Source organism: Nocardia sp. 2TAF39 (assembly GCF_052114905.1).
GTDB lineage: Bacteria > Actinomycetota > Actinomycetes > Mycobacteriales > Mycobacteriaceae > Nocardia.
Genome location: NZ_JBFRFQ010000064.1, coordinates 1 through 26,009 on the forward strand (window position 1 = coordinate 1; position 26,009 = coordinate 26,009).

Sequence of the window (26,009 nt, forward strand, 5' to 3'; positions counted from 1 at the left end):
CAACGGGCACAGCCGGACAAAGTCCGTCCACAGCCCCGCGCCGGGCCGAGCGAAGGCGAGGCAGCCGCACAACGGGCACAGCCGGACAAAGTCCGTCCACAGCCCCGCGCCGGGCCGAGCGAAGGCGAGGCAGCCGCTTATCCGCCGCACATCCGACCGCTCGGCTCGTTTTACAGCAGCGCACCCCCGGTGGCGTCGATCCACTGCCCGGTCACCCATCGTGCGTCGTCGGAGGCGAGAAAACCGACGACATCTGCCACATCGGCGGGTTGGCCGACCCGATCGAGCGGAGACCAGGCCGCCACCGCTGCCTCGGTTTCGGCGTTGCGCAGCCAGGCCGCGTTCATGTCGGTGTCGATCACGCCGGGCGCTACCGCGTTCACCGTGATGCCGCGCGCGCCGACCTCCTTGGCGAGCACGCTGGTGAAGCTGTCGATCGCCGCCTTGGACATGGTGTAGGCGATCAGCTGCGGCATGTGCGCGCCATGTGTGAGACCGGTGGAGATGTTGATGATCCGGCCGCCTCCGCGCAATCGGTCGAGTCCGAGCCGCGTGACGAAGAACGGCGCCTTGGTGTTGACCGCGAAGACCCGGTCGAACGCCGCCTCGTCGGTGCCTGCGATCGGCTCGCGGATGCCGTCGATACCCGCGTTGTTCACCAGGATGTCCAGCCCGTCGGCGTGGGTGTCGAAGGCGGCCCACAATGCCGCGGCGTCGCCTGGCACGCCCAGTTCGGCGCGGATGGCGAACGCCCGGCCGCCTGCGGCCTCGATCGCGACGACGGTTTCCTCGGCCGCCTCCTCATTGCCGTTGTAGTGGACCGCGACCTGCGCGCCGTCGCGTCCCAGCCGTTCGGCGACTGCCCGGCCGATCCCCCGACTACCACCGGTCACCAATGCCGTCTTCCCCGTCAGTGCGCCCATCACGAACCCTTTCTCTAGCGATCGCTACAGAACACCAGTTAACCATATTCTCTAGTGATCGCTATAAAATGAGTCGCATGAGCGCAGCGCCCCGGGGACGGCCCCGTTCCTTCGATCGGGACGCGGCACTGGAACAGGCCATGCTGCTGTTCTGGGCGCGCGGATACGAGGCCACCTCGATCGGGGACCTGACCGCCGCCATGGGCATCGGGCCACCGAGCCTGTACGCGGCGTTCGGCGACAAGGCGACACTGTTCGTCGAGGCCGTCGCGAACTTCGGCGCGCGCTACGGCGGGTTCGCCGCCCGCGCACTCGCCGAGGAGCCGACGGCCGAGGCAACCGTCCGGCGCATCCTGCGCGACGCGGCCACGGAGTACACCAGGCCCGACTGCCCACACGGCTGCCTGGTGATCAGCGCGGGAGTCAACACCACCAACGTGCAGATCGCGGACCTGCTGCGCGGCATGCGCGATCGGAACATCGAGGCGTTCGCCGCGCGCATCCAGGCCGACATCGATGCGGGCATCCTGCCGGAACACCTCGACGCGCACACGCTGGCCCGCTACGTCGGTACCGTCATGCAAGGCATGTCCCAGGCAGCCAGAGACGGCGCGAGCCGGGCGGAGCTGGAGAAGGTGGCCGAGCTGGCGATGCGGGGTTGGGGCGCATAGCCGCACGTCGCAACCACCGAGGGGATCACCCTTGCCACGCTATACCCATCAGGGGTATCTTTTGGGCCGGTCGGATATACCCCCCGGCCGTATGATCAGCATCGAGCGAAGGAGTCGGCCATGCCCACCACCACCTACACCGTCACTGGGATGACCTGCGGGCACTGCGTCAGCTCCGTCAAGACCGAGATCGGGAAGATCGACGGCGTCACCAGCGTCGACGTCGACCTCGCCAGCGGCGCGGTCCGGGTCGACAGCACCACCCCGATCTCCACCGACACGATCACCGCCGCCGTAGACGAAGCCGGCTACCAACTCGCCGTCTGATACCCCTTCGCACCGGCTCCGTACACACCTGGAACCGCGGTGCGTGCGGAGCCCGTAGCGGTTTTGCGCAGCGCTACGTCTGGGCCGCAAGCCGAACGAAGGCCGCGGTGTCCAGAGTTTCGCCGCGGGCGGTGGGGGCGATGCCGGCCGCGAGCAGGAGGCGTTCGGCTTCGGCGGGTGAGCCTGCCCAGGTGGCGAGTGCGGCGCGAAGAGTCTTGCGACGCTGCGCGAAGGCGGCGTCGACGACCTCGAAGACCCGGCGACGGTGGTCGGTGTCCGTCGGCCAGGGCGGCTCGGCGTAGCGCTCGATCCGGACCAGGCCCGAGTCGACGCGCGGGACCGGCCAGAACACCTGGGTGCCGACCGCGCCCGCGCGACGGACCGCGCCGAAGAAGCCCGCTTTGACGCTGGGCACGCCGTAGGTCCGGTTGCCGGGCTCGGCGGCGAGCCGATCGGCCACCTCGGCCTGCACCATCACCAAAGCGACTGCGATGCTGGGCAATTCGGCGAGCAGATGCAGCAGTACCGGCACCGCGACGTTGTACGGCAGGTTGGCGACAAGGGCGGTCGGCGCGGCGGGCAGATCTTCGGCGGCAACCCGCAACGCGTCCGCCTCGACCACCGACAGCCGCTCGGCCAGCTGCGGCGCCCGGTCCGCGACGGTTACCGGCAGATGCCGCGCGAGCACGGGATCGATCTCGACCGCTACCACCGAATCCACCACATCCAGCAGCGCGAGGGTCAGCGAGCCGAGGCCGGGACCGACCTCGAGTACTACGTCCGCGCGTCCCACGCCCGCGGCCGCGACGATCCGCCGCACTGTGTTCGCGTCGTGCACGAAGTTCTGCCCGAGTTGTTTTGTCGGCCGCACCCCGAGCCGCTCAGCCAGCGCCCGCACCTCGGCGGGCCCGAGCAACGCGGCACTCCCACGAGCGGCAATTTCAGATTCGGACACGCCGGAAATGTATCAACCCGGCGGCGGGGTGATCGCGACGTCTCCGACCGCTGCGGACGGGCACATGCTTACTGATCGGTTGGCGGCTGCCGCGCCGTCGAGTGAACTCCCGGCGTCGTGACACGTTGTCCTCCGCATCGGGGCGCTATGCACCGTTCGCTTCCCAGAGCTGGCCGGACGCGCACGTGTCGGCTTCCGGCCCATGCGGGTCCGGACGCCGGTCAGTCGTTGATGCCGAGCCTGCTGGTGCACGCGGGCCAGGCGCCCCAGCCCTGCCTCGCGCGGGTGACCTCCGCGATGGCGATCTGCTCTTCCCTGGTGGCCATGTCGGCGCGCGGCGCGTACTTCAGGCCGCCCTGCCGCTCCCAGGTCCCCTGGTCGAACTGCACGCCGCCGTAATAGCCGTTGCCGGTGTTGATCCCCCAGTTGCCGGTCGACTCACAGCGCGCAAGCGCGTCCCAGATCGCGCCGTCGCGCACCGGTGGCACCTCGGTGCCCGGCTTGGCGCCCTTGCGGACGGTTTTCGGCTGCGCGGTCACCTTCACCGTCGATCCGATCGGCTCGCGGTTCACTTCCTTGCCGTTGACCATGGTGACCGCGAACGTGACGTCCTGGATGCCGGGCGCGCCGGGGGTTTCCACCACCGTGCGGCTCATGTTCATGGTCGGGTCCTCGATGATGTTTTCCGACGGGTCCAGCGGCACGGTCTCGGTGCGGTTCTCGACCCGCTTGCGGGTCACTTTGATTCGCAGGCCGTCGGTCACGGGGGTGGACGCAACGGGCTCGACCGAGTCCTGCTCGATCAGCGGGATCCCCGCGACGGTCAGGAATTCGCCGACGGTGGGGGCTGCCAGGCGCACGTCCACCGGGTTGCCGATGCCGTCCGTCAGCGCGACCGTGTGCGGGGTCGCGATGCGCAGCGCCGCACCCGCCAGCGGCAGCTTCTCGGTACGCGCGGGCGAGACGTACACCTCCGAGGAAATCTTCAGCTGTTCGAGCGCTTCTCCTGCGGTCAGACCGGTGGTCCACACCTTCTGGGTCATCCCGTCGACCCACAGGTCGACCTCACGGGCGCGGTTCAACGTGATGGTCGCCCCGTTCCCGATGTGCGCGGCGAGCGCGGGAGCCACCTTGTCCCGGTCGCTCACCGCGAAGCCCGCACCCTTCAAGACACCGCGCACGTCGCGCGACATGGTGGTCTGGAACAGCTTTTCGCCGTCCACGACGACCGTCACCGTCTTGCGATTCACGATCGCGAGTCCGGCTCCGACGATCAGCGTCAGCAGCAGCGCACCGATCGCCGCGTATAGCAGCGGGGAACGCGACTGGTTGATCCGCGCGAATGGAGACATGGTCACAGTACGATAACGAAGAGGTCGGGCACCCACAACAGCAAGCTGTGGAGCAGCACCTTTTCAATATCACGAACAGATATAGACGCCGCAGGTAAATCACAAATAGGAACATCCGAAGTGACATGGAACACATCGTGCAGGCCCAGCTCCCTCAGGGCATTCCTGCGTCTTTCGGGATATGCGCGCGCGAAGATCTCGACCGGAAAAGGCCGGCGTCAGATGCGGTAGACGCGACGTGCGTTGGCGGTGGTGATCTTCGCCAACTCCACAGGATCCTGTTCCCGCAGTTCGGCCAGCGCGCGCACCGTGTACGGCAGGCAATAGGGCTCGTTCGGCGCGCCGCGGAACGGGTGCGGGGTCAGATACGGCGCGTCCGTCTCGACCAGAATCTGATCGTCGGGGACAACTTCGGCCGCTTCGCGCAGCTCGTGTGCGTTCTTGAAACTGACCGTCCCGGAGAAACTCAGGATGTAGCCCTCGGCGATACAGGACAGCGCCATATTCGTGTCCGAGGAAAAGCAGTGGAAGATCACGGTGTCCGGAGGACCCTCGTCCAGCAGCACCGCGAGCAGGTCGTGGTCGGCCTCGCGGTTGTGGATCATCAGGGGTTTGCGGATTCGCTTGGCCAGGTCGATGTGCCAGCGGAAGCCCTCGATCTGCGTCTCGATATCGGCGCAGCCGTCCAGCTTGCCCGGCCAGTAGTAATCGAGGCCGGTCTCGCCGACCGCGACCACACGCGGGTCGGCGGCCAGGCGCTCCAGCTCCGCCTTCGCGGCGTCGTCGAGGGCGTTCGCCCTGGTCGGATGCAGTGCGACGGCGGCGAATACGCGATCATCCCAGTGCGCGGCCCGCACAGCCCACTGTGCGGCGGCCAGGTCATCGGCAACGGTGACCACCTGGCCGACGCCGACCGACGCGGCACGGTCCACGATCACGGCGGTGGAGTCCGCGTCGGTGGCGCCGCAGGCGTCCAGGTGGGTGTGCGCGTCCACGAGCGGCGCGAGCGGCTCGGGCAATTTCGGCGCGGGGCGTGCGGCGCTCATCGGCGACCGCCGCCGAGAACCGTGAACCCGGTGCCGGATCCGGATGCGGCGATCCGCGGATGGATGCCGGGGATGCTCACGCGAGCGAAGGAAAGCACGCACATTACAGTAGACACACCATGAGCGAAGCCGACCGTCCCACCTTCTACGTCTGCACGGCCATCGCGTACCCGAACGGTGCGCCGCACATCGGGCATGCGTACGAGTACATATCGGCCGACGCCATCGCCCGCTTCAAACGGCTCGACGGGTACGACGTCTTCTTCATGACCGGCACCGACGAGCACGGCCAGAAGATGCAGCAGGCCGCGCTCGCCGAGGGCATCCCGGTGGAGGAACTCGCGGCGCGCAACTCCGACGTGTTCGAGGCACTGGACAAGACGCTCGACATCTCCTTCGACCGGTTCATCCGCACGACCGACGAGGACCACCAGGCCGCCAGCGTCGCGATCTGGGAGCGGATGCTCGCCAACGGCGACATCTACCTCGGCAACTACTCGGGCTGGTACTCGGTGCGCGACGAGGCGTTCTACACCGAGGAGGAGACCACGGTGCTCGCGGACGGCACCCGCATCTCCACCGAGTCCAAGACACCGGTCACCTGGACCGAGGAGTCGAACTATTTCTTCCGGCTCTCGGCCTACCAGGACAAGCTGCTCGCGCTCTACGACGAGCATCCCGAGTTCATCGCGCCCGCAACGCGTCGCAACGAGATCGTCAGCTACGTCAAGGCGGGCCTGAAGGACCTGTCGATCTCACGGACCACCTTCGACTGGGGTGTGCCGGTGCCCGACCACCCGGATCACATCATGTACGTGTGGGTGGACGCGCTGACCAACTACGTCACGGGTGTCGGCTTCCCGAACACCGAATCCGCCGCCTTCCAGAAGTTCTGGCCCGCCGACGTGCACATCATCGGCAAGGACATCACCCGGTTCCATACCGTGTACTGGCCGGCGTTCCTGATGTCGGCCGGTCTGGAGCTGCCGAAACGCGTTTTCGTGCACGGGTTCCTGTACAACAGGGGCGAGAAGATGTCCAAGTCGGTCGGCAACGTCGTCGACCCGCTGGAGCTGGTCGAGAACTACGGCTTGGATGCGGTGCGCTTCTTCCTGCTGCGCGAGATCTCTTACGGTCAGGACGGCAGCTACAGCCACGAGGCCATCGTCGGCCGAATCAACAGCGATTTGGCCAACGAGTTCGGCAATCTGGTGCAACGCAGCACCAAACTGGTCGCACGCGACTGTGGTGGCGTGGTACCGAAGCCGGGCGAGTTCACCGATGCCGACCGCGCCCTGCTCGGCCTCGCGGGCGGCCTGCTGGAGCGCTGTCGCGCCGAATTCGACGCCCAGCAGATGCATCTCGCACTGGAAGCGATCTGGCTGACGCTCGGCGAGACGAACAAGTACTTCTCCGCGCAGGCGCCGTGGGCGCTCGCGAAGTCCGGCACTCCGGAGGATCTCGCCCGCGAGGCCACCGTGCTGTACGTGACACTGGAGGTGCTGCGGATCGTCGCGATCCTGGTGCAGCCGGTGATGCCGGGTTCGGCGGGCCGGATCCTCGATCAGCTGGGTCAGCACAACCGGACCTTCGCCGACATCACTACGCCGATCGCACCCGATGTGGCGCTGCCCGCGCCGGAACCGGTGTACCCCAAGTACATCGAGCCGAAGGACTGACTCACGCCGGTCCGGCGCCGCGGCGGCGCCGGACCATGGCGTGCCGCGTCGGCACGCACTGTCTGACCACCACGGGGCGCGGCAGTGGTCGACCGATGAGCCGCGCCGAAAACGTCTCTGCGACATCCTGGACCCGTCGACCGCTGTAGCAGCGGAATACGCCGAACAGCAACGCGCCCAACGCCGCCGCGGCGTTCTCCAGTAGCTTCTTCACCGCACTCTCCCTAGCCTTGTACCGGACAGTACTTCGAGCAGGTCCGACGGTACCCCCCGCGTACGGAACGCGGGCCGGTTCGACCACTTCGCCCGCCACGGAACGTGTTGTCGGATAATGAAACACCGGTTCGCGGCCGCACAGCGCCCGGACCGTGTGCGATCGGTACAACGACGTCCCGTTCGGTATCGGTTCCGGTACAGAGAGGGCATACATGCGCCAGGAGCATGCGACGGCATCCATCCAGCGGACGGGCTTCGCCGAGCGGCATCGCGCGGCGCGCGAAGCCGTGCTCACCTCGCAGCGTGGCAGGCTGGTGGAGGCGATGGTCGAATGCGTGGACCGCAAAGGTTACTCCGCGACCACGCTCACCGACATCGTTGCCAGGGCGCGGGTTTCGCGCACCACCTTCTACGATCACTTCGCCAACAAAGAGGAATGTTTCGCCGAGGCGGTACACACCGGAGTCGACATCGTCGCAACCCGGATCGCAGAGGAACTCGCGCAGCTCCCACCGAACGCCGATGCGTACGCCAAGATCGAATCGATCGTCGTGACGTTCTGCCGGACCGTCGCCACCGAGCCGGATTTCGCGCGGCTGGTGCTGGTGGAGTCCTTCAAGGTGAACGAGGCCGCCGTCGGCTACCGTGACCTGGCCGTCGACCGGTTCGCCCAGCTGTATCGGGTGTTCTACGATGAGGCTCGCTCGGCGGATCCGGCGCTGCCGGAGATCTCGGACGAACTGATCGCGCTGATCCCGGACGCGATCGGCGAGCGGACGCGCCGGGTTATCGTGTCCGATGGGCCGGCGCGGGTGCCGGAGCTGGCACCACTGTTCATCCAGCTGGTCACGACGGTGCTCGGTCTACCCGTTCGAAACTGAAAGCCCCCGCCGCTCGGTGATTCATGGCCGGATGAGCTCGCCCTCCGCCACACCCTCGACGGCTCCACGTAGGCATCGGCCATCTCGCGGCGGGCGTGCCCGGTGTCGCTCCCATGCCGAGCCGGACCAGGGTCTCGCGGGTCCGCACCGGGCTGATCAGCTCGACGCGCTGCCCGCGCGGAAGTTCGGCTGAGGCGTTGCGCTTCGCAGGTCACACCCATCCGCCTCTCGTACGAGGACGGAGGAGTGTGGCCGGTGCATCCTTACTTCCAGCGGTCGAGCAGTCGGTCGATCTCCGCGGTCAGCGCGAACTGCAGGAACGGGCCGAAGCTGATACGGGCGACGCCTTGCTCGGCGAGAAGGGCCTTGTCGGCCTGGTCCGGGAGAACGGTGGCGCTGATCGGCAGCGGCAGTTCCGCGGTCAGGCGGCGCATATCGGCGTCGGTGTGGCGTCCCGGCGGGAACAACACGTCCGCGCCCGCATCGGCGGCCAGCTTCAGGCGCTCGATGGCGCGATCGACGCGGTCGGCATCGTCACCGTCCTTGCGCAGGAACAGATCGGTTCTCGCGTTGACCACCACGTGCACGCCGGACGCGTCGGCGAACTGCCGCAATCCGCGTACCAGGTCGGCGTGCTCCTGCGCGGTGCGCAACCGCCCGCCCTCGCTGTGCACGGTGTCCTCGATATTCAGTCCGATCGCGCCCGCCGCGAGCAAACCCTCGATCAGCTGCGCGGGCTCGAGCCCGTACCCCGACTCGATGTCGACCGACACCGGAACATCCACGGCCGCGGTGATCTGCCGAACCCGAGTCAAGGACTCGGCGAACGTCATCCCCTCCCCGTCCGGGCGGCCGATCGAATCGGCAACCGGATGACTACCCACTGTCAACGCCGAGAACCCCGCCGCCACAGCAACTTTCGCAGACCAGGCATCCCATACCGTCGGAAAAACCCCGGGATCCCCCGGCCGATGCAACTCGAGAAACGCCTTCGCCTTGCTCTCCAGAGAAGTCATACAAACGATCATGCCCGTCCTCCCCACGCCCCGCCCCAACTGCCCCCACTTCGCACAAGGGTGCAGCACTTCACCCGTGCACCAACGTCTGCACTCCGTCGGTGGCTCGGAGGGGTCAGGTGTCCGCGGCGCGGCGGGCGGTGAGGACGGCGTCGTAGAGTTCTCGGCGGGAGACGGCGTGGGTGGTGGCGATTTCGGCACACGCGTCTTTGAGACGGATGCCGGCGGCGGTGCGGGCTTCGACCTGGTCGACCAGGTCGGCGGGGTCAGCCGATTTCGGGTGGGCGCCCGCCAGGACCACCGTGATTTCACCCCGCGCGCCCTCGACCGCCCAGGCGGCGAGCTCGGCAAGGGTGCCGCGGACGACCTCCTCGTAGGTCTTGGTCAGCTCACGGCAGACGGCGGCACGACGGTCGGCGCCGAGTACCTCGACCGCGTCGGCCAAGCAGTCGGCGAGGCGGTGCGGCGCCTCGAAGAAGACGCAGGCCCGCGGCTCGGTGGCCAAAGTACGCAACCACTCCCGGCGCTGGCCGGATTTGCGCGGCGGGAATCCGTCGAAGCAGAACCGTTCCACGGGCAGGGCCGACAGCGCCAGTGCGGTGGTCACCGCCGAGGGGCCGGGCAGGCAGGTCACCGGCAGGTCGCGTGCGACGCACGCCGCGACGAGCCGATAGCCGGGATCGCTGACCGACGGCATGCCCGCGTCGGTCACCAGCAGCACCGTACGCCCGTCCTCGATCTCGCCGAGCAGCATCGGGATCCGCGCGGTCTCGACGTGGTCGTAGAAGCTCACCACGCGGCCGGTGATCTCCACGTCGAGCGCCTTGGCCAACGACCTCGTCCGCCGAGTGTCCTCGGCAGCGACGATGTCGGCGCTGGTCAAGGCGTCGCGCAGCCGTTGCGAGGCATCGCCGATATCGCCCATCGGTGTCGCCGCGAGCACCAGCCGCCCCGCTGCCGCCTCCGTCACCCACACTCCCGTCCACTTCGCGCATTCCACCGAGCAGCGTATCCACTCGGCTCCAGCGATCGACCGGCACACCTCCTTCCCCGGCATGTGTCCGAGACAAATCTCACTGGCCCCACGCGGAAGACCTCAGAGTCTGCCCGGAACGACACTGGAATACGCAACAACTGATCTCGTGAGCACATGGGTAACTCACCGGGAACGCCCAGAACCCGGCCAGGCACTCGACGCAGGACCTGAACGCAAATCCCTCGTCACCCGACTGGTACGGCCTAAAGACCCGGAGAGGCGGGACAGCATACGATCGGGTCGTGACCCAGGTGACCGACCAGCGCGCGACCGCACCGTTCGGGGCCGTGCCCTCCTGGTCGAGCCCCGGGCCGCTGCGGCCGTCACCCGACTTCGGGCCGACCGACCGCCTGCGCGGCTGGCTGGTCACGGCGTTCCTCACCGCGATCGCGGCGGTGACCCGGTTTACGATGCTCAACTATCCGACCGACGCGGGCACCCCGGTGTTCGACGAGAAGCACTACGCCCCACAGGGGTGGCAGATGCTCACGGGCGGCTGGGTGGAAGACAACCCCGGCTATGGACTGGTGGTGCACCCCCCGGTCGGCAAACAGCTCATCGCGATCGGCGAGGCGATGTTCGGCTACAACGGCTGGGGCTGGCGCTTCGCCTCCGCGGTCGCCGGAACCGTGCTGGTGCTGTTGGTGATCCGGATCGTGCGGCGGATGGCGCGCTCCACGCTGATCGGCGCGATCGCGGGCATCCTGCTGATCGCGGACGGACTCACCTTCGTCTCGTCTCGCATCGGCATGCTCGACATATTCCTCGCGCTGTTCGTGACCGCGGCCTTCGGCTGTCTGATCGTCGACCGTGACGAGGTGCGGGCGAGGATCGCCAGGGCCGACGCCGAAGGCCGAATCGATGAAACCCCGTGGGGCCCGCGGTTGGGCGTGCGCTGGTGGCGCTTCGGCGCCGGGGTACTGCTCGGATCGGCGTGCGGCACGAAATGGTCCGGGATCTACTTCATCGTCGCCTTCGGCCTGCTGAGCGTCTGCTTCGATCTGGCGACGAGGCGGGCTTACGGAGTGCGCAGCCCTTGGTTCGGTACGGCTGTTCGCGATGTGGGGCCTGCCCTGTACGCGCTGGTTCTTGTGCCGCTCGGTGTGTACCTGTCCACCTACTGGGCCTGGTTCTCCAGCGAGACCGGCGTCTACCGGTACGCGGTGGGCAACCAGGTAGGCACCGGGGGGCCGTTCGCTTGGATACCGGACGCGCTGCGTTCGCTGTGGTTCTACGGCGGCGAGGTGCTGCAGTTCCACGACAGCCTGACCAACTCGGCGGGCAATCACCACCCGTGGGAGTCCAAGCCGTGGACCTGGCCGATGGGGCTGCGGCCGATGCTCTACTACTACGCCGACACCAACGTCACCGGATGCAGCCAGACACAGTGCGTGAAAGCGGTGATGCTGATCGGCACGCCCGCCATCTGGTGGATCGCGTTACCGATACTCGCCTGGGCACTGTGGCGAACAGCGGTGCGCCACGACTGGCGCTACGCCGCGGTGCTCACCGGTTACGGCGCCGCCCTGCTGCCCTGGTTCTTCACCCTGGACCGACAGATGTACTACTTCTACGCCGTAGCCCTTGCGCCGTTCCTGATGATGGGTGTTGCGCTGGCGCTCGGTGACGCACTCGGGCCGACCCGGCGAACAACTGTGCCGCGCAGTTCCGTCGGCACCTATCTGCCGGTGGCCCCGGACGAACGGCATGCCCTCGGCCTGCTCGCGGTCTGTCTCTACCTCGGCCTGGTGATCGCCAATTTCATCTGGTTGTGGCCGATACTCACCGCGCTACCCATCACACCGGGCAATTGGCACGACCACCTCTGGCTGCCCAGTTGGCGGTAATTTTGGCCGCGCGGGCGCGGCGTCTGCCACTTCAGGTGTGCCGTACTTCGGCCCGTACCCAAGCTGTTTGTCAGCCTTCCAGCGCCGCCCGTACATACCGCAGAGCGGCCTCGTCGTCCAATCCCAACCTGCGCACTGTCGCGACGTACGCGGTGGCCGCCCGGCCCGCCACGTCCCGCGTCGGGTCACCCGACGACGCGATGAAAGACCCCTGTCTGCCCCGGGTCTCGATCACCCCTTCGGCCTCCAGCTCGCGGTATGCCCGCGCCACCGTGTTCGGGGCGAGACCGAGTCGGGCGGCCAGCGCGCGGACGGTGGGGATCTTGGTTCCGGCCGTCAGCTCGCCGGAACGCACCTGGGCGATGACGCCGAGGCGAAGCTGTTCGTAAGGCGGCACGGCCGACTCGTGCGACACCCTGATGGTGAACATGCGGACTCACCTGTCATTCCGAGACAGCGGACAGGACAGGCAGCGAGGTCCGCCTCGGCCGGATCCCAGTTCGGAACCGGGGATGCGCAGCACCTCGATGCCCGCCTCCTCCAGTCTGGCGTTGGTCATCTCGTTGCGCTCGTAGGCGACAACCACGCCGGGGGCGAGGGCGAGAGTGTTGTTGCCGTCGTCCCATTGCTCGCGTTCAGCGGTGACACCGTCCAGCCCGGTGTCGATCACCCGCAGCTTGTCGATGCCCATCGCGGTGGCGGCGGCGGGCAGAAACGGGTCGGGACCGCGCATGCTGACCCGGCCGTCGCCATTGCGTCCTCCGTAGTCGTCCTCCTTGTGAATTGTGAACGCGCACAACGACTCCCGCACGGCGGGATACATCACCACGGCGTCGGCGTCGACCATCGTACACACCGTGTCCAGGTGCATGGTCGCGCGACTCTGCGCGATCGGGACCACGAGCACGGTGTGTGCGAGGTCGTCGTCGAACAGGCTGCGCGCCAGCGCTTCCGCGCCTGCGGGCGAGGTACGTTCGCCGACGCCCACCGCGACGACGCCGTTGGAGAGCAGCAGCACGTCTCCGCCCTCGATCGGCGCGGTGTGCGATTCGTAGGCGCGGCGCACGCCGAGAAAGCGGGGGTGAAAGGCGTAGATGAGGTCGGTCAGCGAGGTCTCTCTGCTCCTGGCGGGCAGCGCGAGCGAGGTGATCGCGACGCGCGGGCCGACCCAGAACGAGGAGTCCCTGGTGAACAGCAGATTGGGCAGCGGGTCTATGACAAAGTCCGCGCCGTGGTGCATGCGGCGGACCAGCGAAGTGGAGTCGGGCCCGAACGGCAACTCGTCGAAGGTCATCCCCGCCATCAAAATGCCGGCCAGTTCCCTGGCACGCACGCCGCGCAGGAAGGCGGCCAGCTCGTCGGCGAGCGCGTGCCCGAGCCTGCGCGCGTCCACCGCGGCCGAGATGCCCTGAATGCGGGCCGCGCCGCTGACCGCGAGCGTCTCGGCGAGCAGGTCCGACAGCAACAGCACCTCGGTGCCGCGTTCGCGCAGGACACCCGCAAACGTGTCGTGTTCCTGCTGTGCGCGCTCCACCCACGGGATGCCGTCGAACAGCAGCTGATCGTTGTTGCGCGGCGTCAGCCTGCGCAGCTCGTCGCCCGGACGGTGCAGCAGCACCGTATGCAGGGCGCCCACTTCGGACGTCACCGCGAGTCGCGGGCCGTCCGGCACAGGTACGGGCCGCGCTGCGTTCGGATCCTCTCCGTGCCGCGCGGGCACAGCGTCTGCTCCCATGATCAGACCGTAGTTCGCCGCAGCCTCGAGAGCACGGAATTCTCGCCCTTCAGGTGCCGATCGGCTCGCGCTGCCGGATTCCGACCCCCGCTCACCCTAACCTGAAGTATTGTTGAGGTGAATGGAGGAGAGTGCATGTCGACTGCCGATTGGCGAGCGAAGGAGCTGACCCCCGGGCAGCTTTCCGAGCGTAGTGGAGTCGCGGTTTCCGCGTTGCACTTCTACGAACGCGAAGGACTGATCACGAGCAGACGCACCAGCGGGAACCAGCGCAGGTACGCCCGCGAGACGCTGCGCCGAGTGGCCTTCATCCGCATTTCCCAGCGAGTCGGCATCCCGCTGAGCGAAATCCGCGACGCCCTCGATCAGCTTCCCGAGGGCCGCAACCCCACCCGGCGGGACTGGGAGACGCTCTCCACCACCTGGCGTGCGGACCTCGACGACCGGATCACCCAGTTGACCCGTCTGCGCGACAATCTCACCGGCTGCATCGGATGCGGCTGCCTGTCGCTGGGCAGCTGCCGCCTGGTCAACGAGCACGACCGGCTCGGCGCCGAGGGTCCCGGCGCCCGCGTACTCGACGTGCACCTCAACTGCCCGACGAAGCCAGCAACCTGCTGAACCGCGCACTGGTACGCCGCATGACGAACTCGTATGGGAAAGCGAACTTGCGCGCCCACCAATAGCCGAACCGAATGTCGAACGAGGTGTATACCAGAAAGCGGTTTCGCTCGATCCCGCGCAGGATCGCCGTCGCCACCCGCTCCGGCGCCACCGCGTGCTCGGCGAAGGTCGCGGTGAGCCGCTTGATCTTCGGGTCCTCCCTGTTCACGCCGACCAGCTCGACGCTGCGCACCAGCGGTGTGTTCACCGCGCCGGGCACCACCAGATGCACCGTGATGCCGTGCTGCGCGAGATCGAAGCGCAGCACCTCGGACACGCCGCGGATGCCGTACTTGCCCGCGCTGTAGGCCGCGTGCCAGGGCAGGGCGAGCAGGCCCGCCGCCGACGACACGTTCACCAGCGCTCCGCCCCGGCCGGCGCGCACCATCGGCGGCACGAAGTTCTCGATCACGTGGATCGGGCCCATCAGGTTGACCTCGACCATGCGCCGCCAGTGCCGGTGCTCCAGGTTCTCCACCGTCCCCCACGCGGAGGTGCCCGCGACGTTCATGACCACGTCGAGGCTGCCGAGTTCAGCGTGTACCTGCTCGGCGAAGGCGGTGACCGCGTCGTAGTCGGTGATGTCGAGCGCCTCGGCCACAGCGACGACACCACCGGACTCACGGACGTCGGCGACCGTCTCCTCCAGGCCGGCCGCGTCGATGTCGGTGAGCACCAGCTCGGCGCCGGCCGCGGCGGCGGCCTGCGCCGTCGCCCTGCCTATCCCGCTGGCCGCGCCCGTGACCAGAACCTTTGCGCCGCGCACCGACTTGCGGCCCGCTCGCCCGCGACCAATACCAAGCACTGCGCATCCCATCTCGAATCGCCGAATAGGTTCCCCGCAGGGTAGTCGAGCATCCAGGTCGGACGAGCACCGCCGCTAACGGCCGAGTACCGCGAGCATGCCCGCGACCGCCCGCGGCCAGGTGAACTGTTCGGCGCGACTGCGCGCCGCCTTGCGCCGCCCGGCCTGCGGCATGGCCAGCACATCGGTCACCGCCCGCGCGAACGCCGACGGATGGTCGGCGGCGACCGCGCCGCACTCGGAGGTGACGATGTCGGCCAGCGCCGAGGACCGGCTCGCCACCACCGGCGTGCCCGCCGCAAGCGCCTCCAGCGCGGCGAGCCCGAACGTCTCGTGCGGGCCCGGCGCCAGCGAGACATCCGCGGTGGCAAGCAGTTTCGCGACCATCGCGCGCTCGGAGATGAACCCCGTGAAATGCACGGCGGGCAGCCCACCCGGCAGCAGAGGCATCGCGCGCGCCCGCCGCTCCAGTGCCTCGCGCCGCGGCCCGTCCCCCGCGACCACCAGCCGGGCCTCGACGCCGGCTTTGCGCAGCGCGCCGACCGCCTCGATGCTGCGATCCACCCGCTTCTCCACCGACAACCTGCCGCAGTGAACCAGCAGCGGATGCCCGGCCGCACCGAGATCCGCGCGCAGCGCGCGGTCGCGCCTGCTCGGGCTGAACAGCTCCAGATCCACTCCGAGCGGCACCAATTCGACGTTCGGCGCGCCGATCCGCAGGAACTCTTGGCGAGCGAATGCGGTGGTGCAGACGACGATGTCGTAGTCGGCGGCGGTGCGCCGGTTGGCCACGTCGGCGCAGCGCCGCGCCGCAGGACCGGGTAGCGCCTGGCCGAGTAGTCGGTCGAGTCGCTCATGCGAGATCATCACCCCCGCGACGTCGCGCCGCCGCGCCCAGCGTCCGAATCCGCGCAGTGTCAGTCGGTCGGACACCTCGAGCACGTCGGGACGCAGCCCGGCCAGCACATCGGCCACCCGCCACGGTTCCGCGGCCCGGTAGCCACCGGTCCAGGGAATAGCCACCGCGGGCAACGTGATCCGAACGACCCCCGTGGGCAGCATCTCCTCGGACCGCCGCGAACCCGGCACGATCAGCACCACCTCGTGGCCCGCGGCAACATAGCCATCGCCGAGGTGGTGCAACGCGGTGCGCAACCCACCCGACCGCGGGCCGTAGAAGTTCGCGAGCTGAACAATGCGCACGTCGCCGATCGTGCAGCGGATCGGATTACCGCAGGAACCGATGCGCCCAACGGCGCGTGAACAACCATGAAAGAACCGGCTGACCACCGGATCGACCCGACCTATGGTCACGACGCCCTCGACGACAAGGGTCGTCGTCCCTTGGATTTCCGGAGCGTTTCGACAAGCAGTCACGGATTGCCGGGCACGCGGGCCGCGATTCAGTGCGTGGGCAATCCGCGACTCGCGCGGGGAAGCTCGAGGTCGAGCGCAATCTTGCCGACGGAGAGATGGGCTTCGACCTGCTCGGCGGGCATCGGCCGCGCGATCAGGAATCCCTGCGCCCGATAGCATCCGAGGCCGACCAGGGTCCGCGCGGCGACCGCGGTCTCCACGCCTTCGCCGACCACACCGAGGCCGAACGAGCCGGCAAGGCCGATAATGGATTTCACGATGGCCAGATCGTCCGTGCTCGCGCCGAGGCGCTGCACGAAACCCCGATCGATCTTCACCGCGTCTACGGGCAGCGCTTTGAGGTGCGACAGCGAGCTGTATCCGGTGCCGAAGTCGTCGATGGCGATCTGCACACCCATTCGCTTCAGTCCGCGCAGCGTGACCTGGGTTCTGGCCAGATCCTGCACCACGACGTGCTCGGTGATCTCGAGACATACCGAACTTCCGTCGATGCCGAACAGCCGCAGGATGTCTTCGATACGCTCGACGAAATCGAGGCTGACCAGCTGCACCGGTGACACGTTGATCCGCATCACGACATTGGCTGCCAAGCCGCGGCGCCGCCATTCGGCGAACTGCGCACACGCCGACCGGATCACCCAGCGCCCCAGCTCACCTGCCAGATTGGTGGCCTCGGCGACAGTGACGAACGCGCCGGGCGGCAACAGTCCCCTGGTCGGATGCAACCAGCGAACCAGCGCCTCCAGGGCGACGATGCGGCCGGTGCGCAGGTCTACTTCGGGCTGATAGTGCAGCAGCAGCGAGCCGTCCGAGACGGCGCCGCGCAGGTTGAGTTCGACATCGTCTTGTAGTTCGAACTGTGCGCGCATGGTGTCGGTGAACACCGCGACGCCGTTGCCGCCGCCGGACTTCGCCGAGAGCAGCGCGTGATCGGCGCGACGGAGCACGTCGGCAACGGTGGTCTCGCCCGGATTACCGAGCGCCACGCCGACGCTGGCAGCGCGACTGACGGACTCTCCGCCGACGGTGACACGCCGGGCGATCAACTGCTGGATGCGGTTCGCCTCGCACTCGGCGGCCACCGCGTCCATGGGTTTGGCGGGAACGATGACGAATTCGTCGCCGCCCAGTCGGGCGATCATGTCGTTCGGGTCCAGGTTCTCCCGCAGCCGGGTCGACAGCGTGCGTATGAAGTTGTCCCCCGCGGTGTGACCGAGGAAATCGTTGAGTGCCTTCAAGCGATCGAGATCGAGGAAGAAGGCCGCCACTGGGCCGGGGCTACCGGTACGCAATCTTTCTTCCATATGCTCGAGCAGTGCGCGCCGATTGGCCAGCCCGGTCAGGTCGTCGTGCAGCGCGATATATCGGAGCCGTTCCTCGGCGACCACCCGCGCCTGCAACTGAGCGAAGAGCGCCGCGATGGCCTTGAGGACGTTGAGTTCGCGAGTGCTCCACTTCCGATCACCCTCCTTGACGAATCCGAGGGCACCGGTCGGCTCACCCCTGGACAGCAGCGGCACTGCCGCCGAGGTCACCGCCGCAATGCCGGACGCCCGCCGGACCGTCTCCTGGTAATCGGCGAACTCCGGAGTCGGACGCGCGACCATCGGCTCGGTCGCATTCTCCAGCGCGCGGAATACCGGGTCGGCCGTGTCGAAATAGATCACACCCAGCGGGTCCGGATCGGGCACGTTCTGCCGGTGCGGCCACTCCGCAATGAGGATGGTTGCTCGACGTTCGCGGTCGGTGTGTCGCACATAGCTGAAATCGACGTCGAAGTATTCGACCAATTGAGCGAGCACACGTTCGGTCGCTGCCACCATCGTCGTGGCGTCCACACCCATCAGCTCCGAGGCGACCTGGGTCACCAACGAGTCGAGTGTCCGCCGTGGCACATTGTCTCCGATCGCGCTAGCTACTGGTGTCCACACCGAGCACCGGACGCCGCCTGCTGCGAACCGTGGCGGCGGAGGCGTAGCTCAGGCGAAGCACCAACGCCATGATCTCATGCTCAGGCACTTCCAGCAGGTTCAGGAAACGGCCCTGAAGTGACGCTAGTGTATCCACGAAGTCGGGGGAAATCGCGGTAAGTTCGCCAGGGCGTCGGGCATACAGGTATACGGGCGAAATCGGTTGCACACACAATCCGAGCCGCTCGGCCTGCACCCAAACCGAGGCAGCCGCGGCGCCTGCCTCGGCATACTCGGTCAACCGCGGGTTCGCGCCATCGAATGTGACTGCCACAATGGCGGAGCTGGACAGCACGCGATCGCAGGTGTATTTCCCCAGAGCCGCACCACCCGACCAGGATCGCAACTGCGCCATGACATCGGCGCGCGTGATGATCTCGAATGCCGCCCACTCGTCGTCGGTGAGTTCGAGGCTGCGCGCATCGATCCCGGTTTCCGGATCGTCGTCGGGCCAGCGGACTTCGGCGAGCATTTCCTCGTATAATCGCGGCGTGAGATAGCGGATTCGATCAGAGTCGCCCAGCAAACGTGCAGCTTGTTCGATTCCCGGTCGATCGACCACAGCGCGAAGATGCGCACCAGCCGATTCGGCGGTCGCGACAAGCGAATCCAGCACGCCGTCGGCCAGACGGGCGCCGGTGCCGACCCGGCGGTTGGTCGCGCGGCGCAAAACCGCGGGATAGTTGGCGGCGAGCACCGGATTCCGGTCACTGCCAAGCCGAAGATTCGCGACGAGCTCGCCGGACCCCGGCGCGCCCTCGATGAACTCGTGCGGGCCGAGAATGCCGTGCGCGGCGGCCGCGACGCGCGCGTTGTACACGGCCGCGCCGAGCGCGACGGCGCTGCCGCGATAGCCGATATCCATCGCCGCCGTGTATTCCGGCGCCAGCTCGATGCGAATATCACCCGACTCGGCGCGCAGTGACCAGGGCTGCATGTTTCCCCCGGACGGCGCGCGCTGTGCACACGCGAGCACGCTGTCGATCGGGCCGCCGGCGGATTCGTCCGCGGCCTCCGCCCAGACCTGTCCACCGGTTGGCGACGGGTCGGCCAACTCGTCCAGATGTCGCTCCAGATCCACGCGGACGCGACCGGAGTTCAGCGTCATCCCGAGTCCGATGCGCCGGACGGCCGCGGCGACGCTCGCGGCGCCCAGGGTGACGTCGCCGGCCAGCTGCGGCCAGCTGGTCACCGTCTCACCGACTTCGACCAGGCTCGCGCCGAGCCGCGGCGACAGCCCGGTGGCACCGAGCAGCTTCACCACGAACGGAGCCTTCTGCCTGGCGGTCAGCCCGCGCAGGTCGGCCGCGTGGATATCGCCGAGCAAACCGTGGAATGTGGGGCGCTGTGGCTCGATATCGAAACGCTCGACATCCAGCAAACCCCGGTCACTCGTCTCCATCAGTAACGGAATACCGTGCCTTGCGGCCGCCTCTCGGATCACGAGCTTCATATCGAGGGAATCACATTCCTCGACGATGATCGAGAGACCGTCCACGAACTCGTCCACCGAATTGTCGTCGACGCCTGCGCCGAAGATCTCCACCGGCAGATAGGGATCCAGTTCGGCAATCCGCCGTGCCGTTACGACCGCCTTATTGACGCCGATGTCGAACAGCGTTCCCGGAACCCGGTTCAGATTGGACAACTCGATATCGTCCAGGTCTGCCAATCGCAAACTTCCGCATATACCTTCGAGTGCGAGAAGGTGCGCGATGGCATGTCCTGCACTTTGCCCGATAATTCCGATCGCGAGGTTTGCCAGGCGCTCCTGCTCTGCTCTGGTCAGCTTGTTCCGGTTTCGGTCCAGCCGAATCATTCGGAAAGTTCGCGGGCCCGGCAATCCGATCACCGCGGCGCGCCACGGATAGTAGATCCACCGGTCCGCCTCGGGCCCCTCCGAAATATTCGGCGCGGCAACCATTTTGCCGATTTCAGCACGCAGCAACCCCCGAAGGTCGGTGAAGTCGAGGTGCGGATCCGCGTGCAGCGCGGCAAGTGTCCGAGCGTCTTCCGGGTCGGTCCGGTCGAGAATCAGTGGCCGATGATGCGCCATCCGGCTCCGGTCATCGCCCATGTCGGTGCCGAGCCTCCCTACCCCTTCCCGACCCCGGCCACACCTCCGGACCGGCCCCCGGCATGCCGAGCGCATCCTGCTCGTGCTCGACCAGCGACCGCTGCGATTCCTCGCCGAACGCCTGATATGTCCGGGTGTCCCACCACAGCGGGACGGTCTGGTATCGCTCGTCCGGATACGGCACCGCGGGGATTCGCTCGGCGGGCACCGCTCCGCATGCCTGATGTCTGGCCACGGTGAAGGAGGCCACCGTGGCGAAGCCGTAACGCGCCCCGAGCAAGCGCGCGCCGTGCAGCACCGTGCGCGAGATGGCAGCGCTCAACTCGGAGCGGTGTGCCGCATCGCGAGCGACCCATGCGCCCTTGGCCTCGACCACGCCCTCCGAGATCCGATCGGCAATCATCGTGTGCAGATCATCCTCGCCGGCATGGCCTCCCCACTCGACCAATGCGTGCGCCTGCCTGACATCCATATAGGGCCCTTGCAGCCGCACGCCGGCGACCACCTTCCCTGCGGAGTCGACTGCGACGAAGAACAGCGAAGTCGACCGGCCGTCGGCGACCGCGTCGTATTCGAGTGCGTGTTCCACTCCGAAACGCCGGTAAACCTCCAGCGCTCCGTCCAGATATCCGCTCCAGAGCACCGGCCTGGCATCCGGTTGGGAGACAAAGAACACGCATTCGGATTGCCCGTCGTAATACCGCAGCACTCCCCGCCCAAGAGAGTCCGCCGGCACGACTGCAATCACTTCCACAGTCATGTTGTTCCCACTCCATCGCCGCGCCGCAATGCGCGATAGTCCAGCCTCATGCAGCACCCCGCGGCTCATGAGCCGAGATGACGTTGCCCAGGGCAGTATCCGTCATCCGACAGGAATTGGCCAGCCGTCCGGCTAATCTTCCGAAAACTCTGGCCGAGAGGGGATCTTTTGGCAGGTCAGGACGACCAAGGCGGAGACCGAAAAGAACGGGGAGACCAGTCGGTTCTTGAACAGCTATTGACTAGCAATCTAGACGAGGATGGAAATGAACAACTCGACAGACTCCGGCCCCCGCCAGATCTCGATCTCTTCACGGTAGGCACGGGTGATTTCGGCCGACGCCGTCGCGTCGTCGACCTGCGCCCACACATCCTCCACCGGATCGTGATAGTCACCGTTCGGCGCGAAACGGGCGTAGACGCCCTTCGGCACACGCACCAGGACGTCACCCACCGGAACAGCCTCCGCCGCCGGGTATTCGAAGCAGACCACCGCGTTGTAGTTCCCGGCCGGATCGGGCACGTACACCGTGTACATCGGGTGATCTGCGCCCACCCGGTCACGCAGCCGGTCCTTGAGGAAATCGATCAGGTCGCTGTTGCTGACCTTGAAACTCGGGCGCACCCGCGGAACGACCAGCCCGCCGTAGATCGCCTCGGCACGCACCACGATCGCATAGGTCATCGCGCCTCGACCGCCAGGTAGAGATCGATCTTGTACGCGTGCGGATAGCTCTCGAAATCGCCGGTATACGTCCGTTTGATCTGTCTGTGTTCCTCGGCGTAGGCAATCTGCGTCCAAAGGTCGGTCATCACCTGCGGGAAGTTACCGACCGAGGAGAACCGAGCGTAGCGGCCACGCCGCAGCCGGGCGACCAGGTGACCGCGGGTGACTTTGTCGAACGACGCGCACTGATAGCCGACGATCTGCGTGTTGTAGGTGCCGAGCTCGCCGGAGTAGTCGGTGTAAGCGCTGGCCAGCGGCCCGCCGAGCTCCTGGTGCAAAACGGCCGCCCACGCGGCCTCCAGATCACGGTCACGCAGTTCTCCGAGCGCACGCTTCGGGCTGCGTACCGGCAGCCCGGCAACCCACGTCTCGTCCCGCTCGACGATTTCAAACTGCATGGAAGGACTCTTTCGAGGTGAATCCGGGGGTGAGAACCCACATCCGGTCGGTTAGGAACGCCATGCTACCAACACGGACCGGGTGGTACCGATCACATATGTCCGGCTCGTTATCTGCCGCCACCACCTCACTGAACTGGACGGATGACCGGTGGATACGACCCGGTTCGAGTGGAAAAGAGCCGATCAAGCCGCGCTCGGTGATGCATAGTGAGCATGATGGTCCGACTCGCCGATCATGTGGCAGCGCAGCTACCACCGAACGGAGTCTTATGCACGACAGCCCGAGCTGCACCACCTGGAGCACCGGAGTGCGACACCGCGCGGCCTACAACCACCCTGCCCGCACCCCGAGCTGACATGTGCCGCACCATCGCCGAACTCGACGCCGCGGTCGCGGACTGCTTCGCCTGCCCGCGTCTGGTCGCATGGCGCGAGTTGGCCGCCAGGGAAAAACGCGCCGCCTTCCGTGACCAAACCTATTGGGGCCGTGCGGTTCCCGGATTCGGGCCGGCGGACGCGCGGATGCTGATCGTCGGGCTGGCGCCCGCCGCACACGGCGGCAACCGGACGGGGCGCATGTTCACCGGAGACCGCAGCGGAGACGTGCTCTTCGCCGCTCTGTATGCCGTGGGCCTGGCCAACCAGCCGACCGCCACCAGCGTCGACGACGGGCTACGGCTGTCCGGCGTGCGGGTCACCGCCCCGGTGCACTGCGCCCCACCGGGCAACAAGCCGACCACCGACGAGCGGGACCGCTGCCGTCACTGGTTGGACACCGAATTGTCGTTGCTGACACCGACACTGCGTTCGGTGGTGGTGCTCGGGGCGTTCGGCTGGCAGGCACTGCTCCCGGTGCTGGCCGACGCCGGCTGGGTCGTGCCGCGGCCGCGGCCGAAGTTCGGCCACGGAGCGCACGTGCAGATGGCTCCGGTCGACGTCGACCGGGCGCCGCTGCACCTGTTCGGCTGCTATCACGTGAGCCAGCAGAACACCTTCACCGGACGGCTCACGCCGGCCATGCTCGAGGCAGTGCTCAGCGACGCGGCGGCGGCCGCGGGGATCGGTGGACACTCCGCGCCCGGACCTCGCCGGTGAGACGTTTCAGCTCAGTCCCACTCCTTCGGCCTAGACGTGGTCGACCAAGGCCGGGTGTCCCGCCTCGTGAGCGCAGTGCGCGCAGCAGAAATAGTCTCCACTCGCCTCGACGCCGTGCCCGAGAATCCGGCACGAGCAGTGCGTGCACACCGGGGCGAGCGCGGTGATCGCGCATTCGAAGCTGTCGAAGATGGCTGATTGACCGTCACGGGTGATCGTGAACGTCTTGTCGTACTCGTTTCCGCAGGTGTCGCAGGTGGCCATGGGGCATCACCTCTCCTCTCGAATCGGTTGACAGCCAGTCCCGCTTCGCGGTACCCACAGGTGCCGGTCCGAAACGGACGCGGAAGAGAATGCGGGTACGGGTTCCGATGCCACGATGGGACCGGCAAGCCACGCAAGGTGCAGTCCGACGGCCTGGCACGCACATCGCGGCCCGGCACAATCGCTCGTGTTCGACGTGGAGGTGTGATGGGGTCTTCGATGGCCGCGTTCCGCCGGCGTGTGGTGGCGTCGAACCAGTGCCTTGACCGAGATCGTGCTGGTCACGGCGATCGTGTCGGCATTCTCAGCCCAGCCGCAGTGCCTGGACCGGGCAGCTGTCGACGGCGAGTTCGATCAGCGCGCGATCTGACGCGGAGACCGCATCGGCGAGCGGAACGACGATCCCATCGTCGCCGACGCGAAATACATCGGGCGACAGAGCTTCGCACATGCCGTGCCCCTCGCAGATCGCACGATCGGCGATGATCTTCATCGGGCGATCCGTTCCAGACGAATCGGCAGTCCATCAGCGGGCGTAGGGCCGGTTCCTGCGACCAGGGGCACCCGGTAGCCGTCGGAAATGCTCCAGCGATAGTTCAACAGCATTTGGTGCACAAGAGCTTTCACGGTCATCGCACCGAAGTAGAGGCCGATGCATTTGTGCGCGCCACCACCGAAAGGAGCCCATGCGAAGCGGTGGGACTTGTCCTCACGGCGGTGGTCGGCGAAACGTTCCGGGTCGAAGACATCCGCATCGTGCCAGTACTCGTCGGTGCGCATGATGGCGTACGTGCCGCTCAGGACGAGTGTCCCTTTCGGCAGGTAGTAACCGAGAATATCGGTGTCCCTGATGGTTTCGCGCACCTGCTGGGCCACCGGTGAATAGATCCGCAGTGCCTCCTTGAACGCGAGGTCCAGCGAGGGCAGATGATCGAGATCGTCGTAGTCGAGCGAAGGCTTCCCCAGCGCGACGGATTCGCCCCGCAGCCGATCCTGCCACTCGGGGTGCCTTGCGAGCTCGTAGACCAGCATGGACGCGGCGATGGTGCTGGTGTCGTGCGCGGCCATCATCACGAAGATCATGTGCTCGACCACCTCGGCGTCGGTGAAAGTATGCCCCTCCTCCGTGGTCGCCCGGCACAGCACGCTGAACAGATCGTTGCCGTTGCCCGCGCGTTTGTTCGGCAGCTCGCGGCGTAAGTATCTCTCGAGCGTCCGCCGCCCGCGCAAACCGCGGGCCCACACCCCGCCTGGCATGTTCGTCCGGATCAGCGCCGCTCCACCGCGCACCGCGTCCTCGAAGGCACGCTCCAACCGGGCGGCCTCCGTGCCGAGTTCGGCGCCCGCGAACACCTCGGTGGCCTGCTGGAGCAGCAGTTTCTTGATAGCGCTGTACACGCGGAAGTCGCTGCCGGGCCGCCAGCCCGCGATCCCGCTGGTGATCCGCGGGGTGGTCAGATCCAGGTAGCCGATCAACCGTGGCCTGGTGAAAGCCTGCTGCATGATGCGCCGATGGAACAGGTGCTCGTCGAAATCGCGGAGCAGGAGCCCACCGCGGAAGAATGGGCCGATCAGGAATTCCCAACCGCGCTGCGCCGACAATGCCTTGTTCCGGTCCATCATGACCGCCTCGAGCCCCTCCGGACTGCCGATCCCGACCACGCGGCGACCGAGCAACCCGAACCACTGAATCGGCCCCCACTGATCGAATCTCTTGCGCGAGAAGCGAATCGGATCAGCCAACGCATGCAGGGTGTACCCGATTCCGGGAAGACCGAAGTCTCCCGACACCGGTTTCAGTCCGCTACCCGATGGCGGCTCGGCCAGCGGCCGCGCCGAGACGGGGTAGCGCTCAGCCAGCCGCGCACCCGCCCGCTGTGCGCGCCAGGCCAGTCGGGCCCGGGTTTGGCGAAAATTACCGGTAACCTGGTTGATCTTCTGGGGCACAAGAAGATTCATGGCAGTCATCCCTTCGCGGTACTGCGAACCCCCCGACCATATCGGAAGCTATCCGCACCGTGGCGATGATCGATCGAGTACCGCGCTCACGGGATGGCTTGCTACTGCGCCGGAGTCGTGATCAAAGACATCGGCGGCTCACGCAGGCCCGGCAGGCCAGGTCGTGAGCGGCAAGGAAGCACGCCTCAACACCATCGGGCCTTCACCAACCGGGTTCGACGCGCGATA

26 protein-coding genes are annotated in these 26,009 nt (G+C 67.1%); 7 read left to right on the plus strand and 19 right to left on the minus strand.

Going from position 1 to position 26,009, the window contains the following annotated elements:
* Positions 1-170: 170 nt before the first annotated feature.
* A complete protein-coding gene (locus AB4Z47_RS27925; protein WP_441955217.1) occupies positions 171-923 on the minus strand; it encodes an SDR family oxidoreductase in 753 nt (250 codons plus the stop codon).
* 77 nt (positions 924-1,000) lie between these two features.
* Here AB4Z47_RS27925 and AB4Z47_RS27930 point away from each other — a divergent pair, with 77 nt between their 5' ends.
* Both AB4Z47_RS27930 and AB4Z47_RS27935 read left to right on the plus strand, forming a co-directional pair.
* Entirely contained in the window at positions 1,001-1,594 is a 594-nt protein-coding gene (locus AB4Z47_RS27930) for a TetR/AcrR family transcriptional regulator (protein ID WP_441955219.1), read from the plus strand.
* A 120-nt stretch (positions 1,595-1,714) separates the two neighbouring features.
* Entirely contained in the window at positions 1,715-1,921 is a 207-nt protein-coding gene (locus tag AB4Z47_RS27935) for a heavy-metal-associated domain-containing protein (protein WP_441955221.1), read from the plus strand.
* A 73-nt stretch (positions 1,922-1,994) separates the two neighbouring features.
* Here AB4Z47_RS27935 and rsmA read toward each other — a convergent pair whose 3' ends face one another.
* The 3 genes from rsmA to AB4Z47_RS27950 form a co-directional block, all read right to left on the minus strand.
* Positions 1,995-2,876, minus strand: a complete 882-nt coding sequence (gene rsmA, locus AB4Z47_RS27940) for a 16S rRNA (adenine(1518)-N(6)/adenine(1519)-N(6))-dimethyltransferase RsmA (protein WP_441955223.1) — start codon at positions 2,874-2,876, stop codon at positions 1,995-1,997.
* 221 nt (positions 2,877-3,097) lie between these two features.
* On the minus strand, positions 3,098-4,228 hold the full coding sequence (locus AB4Z47_RS27945; RefSeq protein ID WP_441955225.1) for a transglycosylase family protein: 1,131 nt from the start codon (positions 4,226-4,228) through the stop codon (positions 3,098-3,100).
* 218 nt (positions 4,229-4,446) lie between these two features.
* On the minus strand, positions 4,447-5,274 hold the full coding sequence (locus AB4Z47_RS27950; protein ID WP_441955227.1) for a TatD family hydrolase: 828 nt from the start codon (positions 5,272-5,274) through the stop codon (positions 4,447-4,449).
* A gap of 59 nt (positions 5,275-5,333) precedes the next feature.
* Here AB4Z47_RS27950 and metG point away from each other — a divergent pair, with 59 nt between their 5' ends.
* Positions 5,334-6,953, plus strand: coding sequence for a methionine--tRNA ligase (gene metG, locus AB4Z47_RS27955; RefSeq protein ID WP_441955229.1), 1,620 nt, complete (start codon positions 5,334-5,336; stop codon positions 6,951-6,953).
* A gap of 1 nt (position 6,954) precedes the next feature.
* Here metG and AB4Z47_RS27960 read toward each other — a convergent pair whose 3' ends face one another.
* Positions 6,955-7,167: a hypothetical protein gene (locus tag AB4Z47_RS27960; protein WP_441955231.1), complete on the minus strand. Its 213-nt coding sequence runs from the start codon at positions 7,165-7,167 to the stop codon at positions 6,955-6,957.
* Positions 7,168-7,381: 214 nt separating this feature from the next.
* Between AB4Z47_RS27960 and AB4Z47_RS27965 the strand changes: the two genes are divergently transcribed.
* Positions 7,382-8,050 (plus strand): TetR/AcrR family transcriptional regulator, encoded by a 669-nt coding sequence (locus AB4Z47_RS27965; RefSeq protein ID WP_441955233.1) that lies wholly within the window; start codon positions 7,382-7,384, stop codon positions 8,048-8,050.
* A 263-nt stretch (positions 8,051-8,313) separates the two neighbouring features.
* On the opposite strand, the gene AB4Z47_RS27970 is transcribed toward AB4Z47_RS27965, so the two are convergent.
* Together AB4Z47_RS27970 and rsmI are read right to left on the minus strand one after the other, a co-directional pair.
* The gene (locus AB4Z47_RS27970) at positions 8,314-9,066 is read right to left on the minus strand and encodes an isocitrate lyase/PEP mutase family protein (protein ID WP_441955235.1); all 753 of its coding nucleotides are present in this window, start codon (positions 9,064-9,066) and stop codon (positions 8,314-8,316) included.
* 115 nt (positions 9,067-9,181) lie between these two features.
* A complete protein-coding gene (gene rsmI / locus AB4Z47_RS27975; protein ID WP_441955237.1) occupies positions 9,182-10,036 on the minus strand; it encodes a 16S rRNA (cytidine(1402)-2'-O)-methyltransferase in 855 nt (284 codons plus the stop codon).
* 308 nt (positions 10,037-10,344) lie between these two features.
* Here rsmI and AB4Z47_RS27980 point away from each other — a divergent pair, with 308 nt between their 5' ends.
* The gene (locus AB4Z47_RS27980) at positions 10,345-11,949 is read left to right on the plus strand and encodes a dolichyl-phosphate-mannose--protein mannosyltransferase (RefSeq protein ID WP_441955239.1); all 1,605 of its coding nucleotides are present in this window, start codon (positions 10,345-10,347) and stop codon (positions 11,947-11,949) included.
* A gap of 70 nt (positions 11,950-12,019) precedes the next feature.
* On the opposite strand, the gene AB4Z47_RS27985 is transcribed toward AB4Z47_RS27980, so the two are convergent.
* Both AB4Z47_RS27985 and arcA read right to left on the minus strand, forming a co-directional pair.
* A complete protein-coding gene (locus AB4Z47_RS27985) occupies positions 12,020-12,379 on the minus strand; it encodes a GntR family transcriptional regulator (RefSeq protein WP_441955241.1) in 360 nt (119 codons plus the stop codon).
* A gap of 6 nt (positions 12,380-12,385) precedes the next feature.
* A complete protein-coding gene (arcA, locus tag AB4Z47_RS27990; RefSeq protein ID WP_441955243.1) occupies positions 12,386-13,684 on the minus strand; it encodes an arginine deiminase in 1,299 nt (432 codons plus the stop codon).
* Between the two features lie 135 nt (positions 13,685-13,819).
* Here arcA and soxR point away from each other — a divergent pair, with 135 nt between their 5' ends.
* Positions 13,820-14,305, plus strand: coding sequence for a redox-sensitive transcriptional activator SoxR (gene soxR / locus AB4Z47_RS27995; protein ID WP_406266255.1), 486 nt, complete (start codon positions 13,820-13,822; stop codon positions 14,303-14,305).
* Here the strand turns inward: soxR and AB4Z47_RS28000 are convergent.
* The 7 genes from AB4Z47_RS28000 to AB4Z47_RS28030 form a co-directional block, all read right to left on the minus strand.
* Positions 14,274-15,164, minus strand: coding sequence for an SDR family oxidoreductase (locus tag AB4Z47_RS28000; protein ID WP_441955246.1), 891 nt, complete (start codon positions 15,162-15,164; stop codon positions 14,274-14,276). The two genes, soxR and AB4Z47_RS28000, sit on opposite strands and share 32 nt — an antisense overlap.
* A 63-nt stretch (positions 15,165-15,227) precedes the next feature.
* Positions 15,228-16,355 carry a glycosyltransferase gene (locus tag AB4Z47_RS28005; RefSeq protein ID WP_441955248.1) on the minus strand — a complete coding sequence of 376 codons (1,128 nt, stop codon included), beginning with the start codon at positions 16,353-16,355 and terminating at the stop codon, positions 15,228-15,230.
* A 200-nt stretch (positions 16,356-16,555) separates the two neighbouring features.
* Positions 16,556-18,373 carry a putative bifunctional diguanylate cyclase/phosphodiesterase gene (locus AB4Z47_RS28010; protein ID WP_441955277.1) on the minus strand — a complete coding sequence of 606 codons (1,818 nt, stop codon included), beginning with the start codon at positions 18,371-18,373 and terminating at the stop codon, positions 16,556-16,558.
* 67 nt (positions 18,374-18,440) lie between these two features.
* Positions 18,441-20,576, minus strand: coding sequence for an Rv1355c family protein (locus tag AB4Z47_RS28015; protein WP_441955250.1), 2,136 nt, complete (start codon positions 20,574-20,576; stop codon positions 18,441-18,443).
* Positions 20,566-21,336, minus strand: coding sequence for a hypothetical protein (locus AB4Z47_RS28020; protein ID WP_441955252.1), 771 nt, complete (start codon positions 21,334-21,336; stop codon positions 20,566-20,568). Before AB4Z47_RS28020 ends, AB4Z47_RS28015 begins: the two co-directional genes overlap by 11 nt.
* A 249-nt stretch (positions 21,337-21,585) precedes the next feature.
* A complete protein-coding gene (locus AB4Z47_RS28025) occupies positions 21,586-22,020 on the minus strand; it encodes an effector binding domain-containing protein (protein ID WP_441955254.1) in 435 nt (144 codons plus the stop codon).
* Positions 22,017-22,460 (minus strand): GyrI-like domain-containing protein, encoded by a 444-nt coding sequence (locus AB4Z47_RS28030; protein ID WP_441955256.1) that lies wholly within the window; start codon positions 22,458-22,460, stop codon positions 22,017-22,019. Before AB4Z47_RS28030 ends, AB4Z47_RS28025 begins: the two co-directional genes overlap by 4 nt.
* A 360-nt stretch (positions 22,461-22,820) precedes the next feature.
* Between AB4Z47_RS28030 and AB4Z47_RS28035 the strand changes: the two genes are divergently transcribed.
* Positions 22,821-23,558, plus strand: a complete 738-nt coding sequence (locus tag AB4Z47_RS28035) for a uracil-DNA glycosylase (protein WP_441955258.1) — start codon at positions 22,821-22,823, stop codon at positions 23,556-23,558.
* A 30-nt stretch (positions 23,559-23,588) separates the two neighbouring features.
* Here the strand turns inward: AB4Z47_RS28035 and AB4Z47_RS28040 are convergent, their stop codons facing one another.
* From AB4Z47_RS28040 to AB4Z47_RS28050, 3 genes are all read right to left on the minus strand, one after another.
* Positions 23,589-23,822 (minus strand): hypothetical protein, encoded by a 234-nt coding sequence (locus AB4Z47_RS28040; RefSeq protein ID WP_441955260.1) that lies wholly within the window; start codon positions 23,820-23,822, stop codon positions 23,589-23,591.
* 304 nt (positions 23,823-24,126) lie between these two features.
* Positions 24,127-24,315 carry a ferredoxin gene (locus AB4Z47_RS28045; RefSeq protein ID WP_441955262.1) on the minus strand — a complete coding sequence of 63 codons (189 nt, stop codon included), beginning with the start codon at positions 24,313-24,315 and terminating at the stop codon, positions 24,127-24,129.
* Complete coding sequence (locus AB4Z47_RS28050; protein ID WP_441955264.1) at positions 24,312-25,781, minus strand: cytochrome P450; 1,470 nt, start codon at positions 25,779-25,781, stop codon at positions 24,312-24,314. Before AB4Z47_RS28050 ends, AB4Z47_RS28045 begins: the two co-directional genes overlap by 4 nt.
* Between the last annotated feature and the right edge of the window lie 228 nt (positions 25,782-26,009).